The 5,579-nt window shown below is 65.6% G+C and carries 4 protein-coding genes; all 4 read left to right on the top strand.

The features are described 5' to 3' along the window. Positions 1-2,595, top strand: a 2,595-nt coding sequence (locus A39O_RS36260) for a transglycosylase SLT domain-containing protein (RefSeq protein ID WP_211211541.1), incomplete at its 5' end; no start/stop codon positions are given. A gap of 1,450 nt (positions 2,596-4,045) precedes the next feature. Then, positions 4,046-4,642: a hypothetical protein gene (locus tag A39O_RS0105775; protein WP_020503750.1), complete on the top strand. Its 597-nt coding sequence runs from the start codon at positions 4,046-4,048 to the stop codon at positions 4,640-4,642. A gap of 4 nt (positions 4,643-4,646) precedes the next feature. Further along, positions 4,647-5,216: a hypothetical protein gene (locus A39O_RS0105770; protein WP_020503749.1), complete on the top strand. Its 570-nt coding sequence runs from the start codon at positions 4,647-4,649 to the stop codon at positions 5,214-5,216. Beyond that, positions 5,216-5,476, top strand: coding sequence for a PAAR domain-containing protein (locus A39O_RS0105765; protein ID WP_020503748.1), 261 nt, complete (start codon positions 5,216-5,218; stop codon positions 5,474-5,476). Before A39O_RS0105770 ends, A39O_RS0105765 begins: the two co-directional genes overlap by 1 nt. Positions 5,477-5,579 lie beyond the last annotated feature (103 nt).

Below are 5,579 nucleotides of genomic sequence, written 5' to 3'. Positions count from 1 at the left end.
GCGGTGATGAAGGGCGTGGCCTACACCCAGGAGCGCAACGAGGCGCGCGATGTCTTCATGCGCCAGACCCGCGACCTGGGCGGGCCACTGGACCTGATGACCAAGAACATCGAAACCGCCGCGGTCGCCATCGGCCAATCGGGCAACGAGGCCATCAAGACCGCGGGCATCTGGTCCAAAGCGGCCTATCAGGCCGACCAGGGGAAGATCGACACCGGCTACCGCCACGCGGCCGGCTTCGCGCGCTCCTATGGCCTGGACATCAACGGCACCGCCAACACCCTGGGCGGCTTGGCGCGCTATGGCGTGGGCGGCGGCAACGACGCGGAGCAAACCAAGTTCGCGCTCAAGCTCGGGCAGGTGATCCGCGACGGCGGGATGACGCAGAACCCGCAGCAGGTGATCGATGACCTGCTGACCCAGGCCACCCAGCACGGCAACACCACCTTCACCACCATGCCCGCGGGCGAGCAGGACGCCTACCTGCGGCTGCGCATGGCGACCTACGGTAACCCGGCGTTGCAGGGCGCGGCCGGTCAAGGGCTGATCAACTCAGTCAACACCGCGATCGGCAGCGACGGCGATCTGGCGAAGGAACTGTTCAACGCGCGGGCGTTGTCGCAGGCCGGCGTGACCAACCTCTATGCGCAGCGCTTCGCGCGCCAGAGCGGCATGTTCTTCGACCTGGGCGAGGTGGGCGGCAAACGGGGCACGACCGTCATGGATGCCCGCATGGAGAGCTTTGATCAGGAGTACGGCCACCGCCCGCAGTTCGAGCAGTACACCGCGTTTGGTTATCTCAATAATCTATCCGAGCCGCAAGCCAAGGTGTATTTGGACCTGGCGCGCACGCTGAAGAAAGAGCGCAAGCAGACCTTGGGCGGTTTCGCCAACGACCTGCAAGGGCGCTACGGCGTGGATCTCGCGACGATGAATACGGGCGGCATCAACGAGATCATCAAGGCGATGGGCGCCCGGCCGGACGAGTTGCCGGCCATGGCGAAGCGCTATGTCAAGGAGATGGGTTTCCTGAGCGGCACGCAGAAACAGCCGATCACGGATGCCCTGGCGGGCGGCAATGCGGAAGCGATCCGCACGGCGTTGGTCAAGACCATCGCCACCCATGGCATTGAGAAAACCGAAGGCCAGAAAGACCGGATGACGGATGCGGAGTACGCCAAGACGTTGGGGGATACGGTCGGGAATAAGGTCAATCCGGTGCTGATCGAGATCAAGAACGCGACATCCACCGGCCTGAGCGCGGTGGACAACGGCGTGCAAGAGATCGTCACCCAACTGAAGGAGTTGGCGGATATTGCCGACCCGACCGGGGGCGTGCGCGATTCGCTGGCGCAGCGGGTGGGCGATGCGGCCCTGAGCGCTGGCCGCGTGATTATGTCGCCGACGGGTATCGCGAATTTGCCGTTCCAGGCGGCGGGGGCGGCGGCAAGGGCGGCACCCGGCCTGTTGAATGGCGCTGGCCGACTGCTGCGGCGGGCGGGTAACGCCGTCTTGGAAAACCTGGTGCCATCAGCCGGCGCTGCCGATCTGCCGGGCGGGATTCCGTATCAGGATGAGATTAACGAAGCGGCAAGGCTGACCGGCGTCCCCGCCTGGGCGATTGCGGCAACTGCCAACACCGAATCCGGGTTCAAACCGCAAGCCGACAACGGCGAAGCGTTCGGCATGATGCAGTTGCACCGCTCCGGCGCGGCCAAGCAATACGGGCTGACCCGAGAGCAAATCCTTGGGCAGTCACCCGCACAGCAGGCGCTGGACGGGGCGCGCTATCTGGCGGAACAGATCAAGGCCGAGGGCGGTGATGTATTCCGCGGGATGCAGCGCTACAACGGCGGCAAGAATTTCGCAACCAATCCGCACGCCGACCCCAAGTATCTCGACAAGGCCAAGAAGTTTCTGCAAGACAATCGGCTCGGGCCGTATGCGCCAACCGGCAGCGGGGCGGTTGCGCCAACCGGCAGCGGGGCGGTGACCACGGGCAGTCGCCTACGCTTCGATGAACCATCCCAAGACGCCCTGGACCCGGATTTCCGGGCAAGGCTGGAGCGCGCCGGCCAAGACCTGCACATCACCAGCGGACGCGAAGGACGCACGGACACGCCGGGGTCCATGCACCCGCACGGATTGGCTGCGGACATCAGCATGGCCGGGATGAATGCGACGGAGCGGGCGAATCTGGTGCGGCAGCTACGGTCGTCTGGGGTGCGACGGTTTGGGGTGTATGCCAAGCACCCGAACATGCTGCATACCGACATGAGCACGGTGAACAGTCCGTATATGTGGAACAAGCGCAACATCAATAGGCACGCGGGCGGCGGCGATATTCCAGATTGGTTTGAGTCCGTGGCTCGCGAGCCGGCCGACCGCGACGCCGCCTACGTCCCCAACCTCGACCGCCACCTCGCCGCCCAATCCGGCCGCGCGGCCCAAGACCGCTTCGGCGAACTGACCCTGAACATCAACCAACGCGTCAACGGTCAGACGCGCAGCCGCACCACGCAACGCTTGCGCGCCGGCTCCGGGGTCGAACGGCCGCGCCTGCATGGCGATGTCGACCTGGCGGACGGCGGCTGATGGGCGCGCGCGTCTTCACTCCGGCCTGTCGGGTGACGATCACCACGCAACGCGGCACGACGATCGAGGTCGCGCCGTTGCTGGGCGACAACGGCCACGTGACGACGGCCAAGGCGTTGGACGCGCCCAAGGGGACCTGGGAGATCAGCGTGCCGGATCAGCCGTTCAAGATCACGCCGACNGCCGTGGNCGACTCGCTCTATGGCCAGGTGGCGCCGATGGACGTGATTGAAATCCGCCTGGCGCGNAACGCCCATGNATACCCCGACGGCAAGCCGCCGATCGTCATGCGCGGCTTCGTCCGCTCCGTGACCCGCGCCGAGTCGATCGGCGAGGACGGCACCCCGTCGCGCATGGTGACGCTGGCCGGGGATGACTACGGCTGCATNGGCGAGATCGCCCAAATCAGCCTGCTGGCGGGCGCCGCCTATGGNCAGAACCTGCTGCCGATCCTGCGNCCGGCCGATTACGGGATGGGGGAGTTCACCTANCTGTCGGCGGCGGCNTACATCCAGGTGTTCGTCGATNNNCTGATGAACGATCTGCTGCAAAAGATGCAAGCGGCCTCGCCCGCGGTGCAACTGCTGAAGTATGACCCCAGCGTGACCCAGGGCGAGGTCTACATCAGCCGCATGAGCGAGACCGAGGGCACGGCCTGGAAGATGATGTTCGACCAGGCCGACACGCCGTGGAATGAGCTCTATGTCGAGGACCGGGCGGATGGCCCCTGGGTGGTCTACCGCCCGACGCCGTGGAAGGATCGCAACGGNGCCTTCATCANCAACACCGGGCAGACGATCAACGCCANCAAGATCGCGAAAGTCGCCCCGGACAGTGACGCCAAGACCCTGGTCCCCGAGTTCCGCATGGTGCGCTCCGCGACCTACCAGCGCACCGACGCCCAGGTGAAGAACATCTATTGGGTGACGACGCGCGCCTCGTTCATCAGCGAACAGGTCAAGCTCGGCGTTGCGCTCCAACAACAGTTGCCNGACGTGCACCGGTTGCAGGACCCCAACTGTGCCGGAGACCGCTACGGGCCGCGCATCCTGACGCTGGAGACGGCGCAACAGCCCAGCGGGAGCGGCGCACAGGCCACCAAGCAGCGCGGCCAAGCGGCGAGCAATGCCCTCGCGCTGGAAGCGTGGGCGGCGCTGCGCCGGCAATGGCTGATCGCCGCCAACACCGATAATGTGCTGCGCGATCAGGGTGCCCTGGTGGTGCGCGGCAACGAGAAACTGACCATCGGCGCTTATTACGAAATCCAGCGCGGCAAATTCGTGTGCGAGCACTACATCACCGAGGTGTCGCACACCTTCGTGCCCGGCCATGAGTTCTTCACGCACGTGCAATTCATCCGCTCAACGAATTACGACCAGCGGGACAAGCTCGCCCAGAAGGGGCAGTCGCCATTCTGGGCCGAAGGCCGGCAAGGGGTCATGGAGTCCTGATGCAGCACACTGAATCCGCTGTCCCCAACGTCAACAGCATCCGCATCGCGCGGGTGGCGCAGACCTATCCCGACAAGCATCTGGTGGATGTGGTGTTCCTGGACGATGGCGGGTTTGCCGCGTGCGTCCCGGTGGTCGCCCCTTATGCCTCGCAGGATCACGGGTTCGCGTACTTGCCCAAGGTCGACCCGGCCCCTGGCGGGAAGTGGGCGCCGCGCCTGGCCGGGCAGAACGACACCCTGTGCGCGGTCGCGTGGTCGCGCCAGCAGGCGGTGGTGGTCGGGTTCATCTTCCCGCTGGATGGCACCATGGGGACCGGCGAAAACGAACTGAAGGATTATCATCCGTCGGGCTTCAAGCGCACCATCGGCGCCGACGGCACCATGACGTTGTACAACCCGACCACGGATCAGACCATCTCCATGGAGACCGACGGGGTGCATGTCCAACAAGGCGCGACCAAGCTGCTGCTCAATCAGACCAGCGTCGATGTGACCGGCTCAGGCTTTGCGCTCAAGCTGACCCCGGCCATGTGCCAGTTGCAGGGCGGCGGCCTGACGCTGACCTTGGCCGGCGGCACGGCGACGATTACCTGACGCCATGGACTTCTCACTCCCCCTCATCGGCGGCGCCCTGGGCGGGCTCCTCGGGTCGGCGCTGACCAGCGGTGCGCTGGCCAGCATCGATCAGACCGAGCGGCCCATCGTGTTGATGCGGCTCAACAACAATCTGCCGCGCTGGATGCATTGGGTGGTGCCGCGCCCGGAGGACATGAGCTACACCCACCCGACACGGGCCGCCGCGATCCATACCATGGGCGGCGCCTATGTTGACGATTTCGGCTCCGGCATTACGCAGATTTCGTTGCGCGCGACCACGGGCTACAAGATGGGTGCGATTCAGAACCTCACCGGGGCGGCGGGCCTGGCGGCCGGCGATGTGATGCTGTTCAATCTGCGCGACGCCTTGATTGACGCCTATCACCAAGAGCGCAAGGACCTCGCGGCGAATCAACAAGACCCCGAGTTAGTGCAGTTGCTGTTGGTGGATACGCTCAACCTGGCGGTGTGGCTGGTCTATCCACGCGAGTTCCAGGTGCAGCGCAACCGCCAGCGGCCCATGCTCTATCAGTACGTGCTGAGCCTGTGGGGCCTGGAGCGGCTGCTGTAATGCCACCGATTGCCCATCTGGGGGATATCCTGGACGCGTCGCACGGTGGCACGGTGACCGGGGCCAGCAGTCCGCTCGTGGCCGACGGCCGCCCCGTGGCGTGCGTGGGCGATGCGGTGCAGTGCACCCTCCACGGGGCACAAACCATCGTCACCGGGAGCCCGCGCTTGCAGNTCCAGGGGCGGCACGTGGCGGTCCATGGGTCGCTGTGTTCCTGCGGGGCGACGCTGATCAGTAGCAGCGTGCTCAGTCTGCCATGAGGGGGAGACGCCATGCTGACGCATCCTGAGCGCGACGCCGCCGACCAACTGGCCGAGATCAGCCGGCTCGCGGCCGAGATCCCGGCGCGGCGGCTGGTCTATC

It is taken from the genome of Lamprocystis purpurea DSM 4197, assembly GCF_000379525.1.
GTDB classification, from domain to species: domain Bacteria; phylum Pseudomonadota; class Gammaproteobacteria; order Chromatiales; family Chromatiaceae; genus Thiodictyon; species Thiodictyon purpureum.
The sequence above is the reverse complement of the archived record's forward strand: the minus strand, read 5'-3'. Positions and strand labels throughout refer to the sequence as shown.

What these genes read in the sequence shown, in the direction of transcription:
- A39O_RS0105775 (WP_020503750.1), top strand. Translation starts at nt 4,046, where the DNA reads ATGCAGCACACTGAATCCGCTGTCCCCAACGTCAACAGCATCCGCATC.
- A39O_RS0105770 (WP_020503749.1), top strand. Translation starts at nt 4,647, where the DNA reads ATGGACTTCTCACTCCCCCTCATCGGCGGCGCCCTGGGCGGGCTCCTC.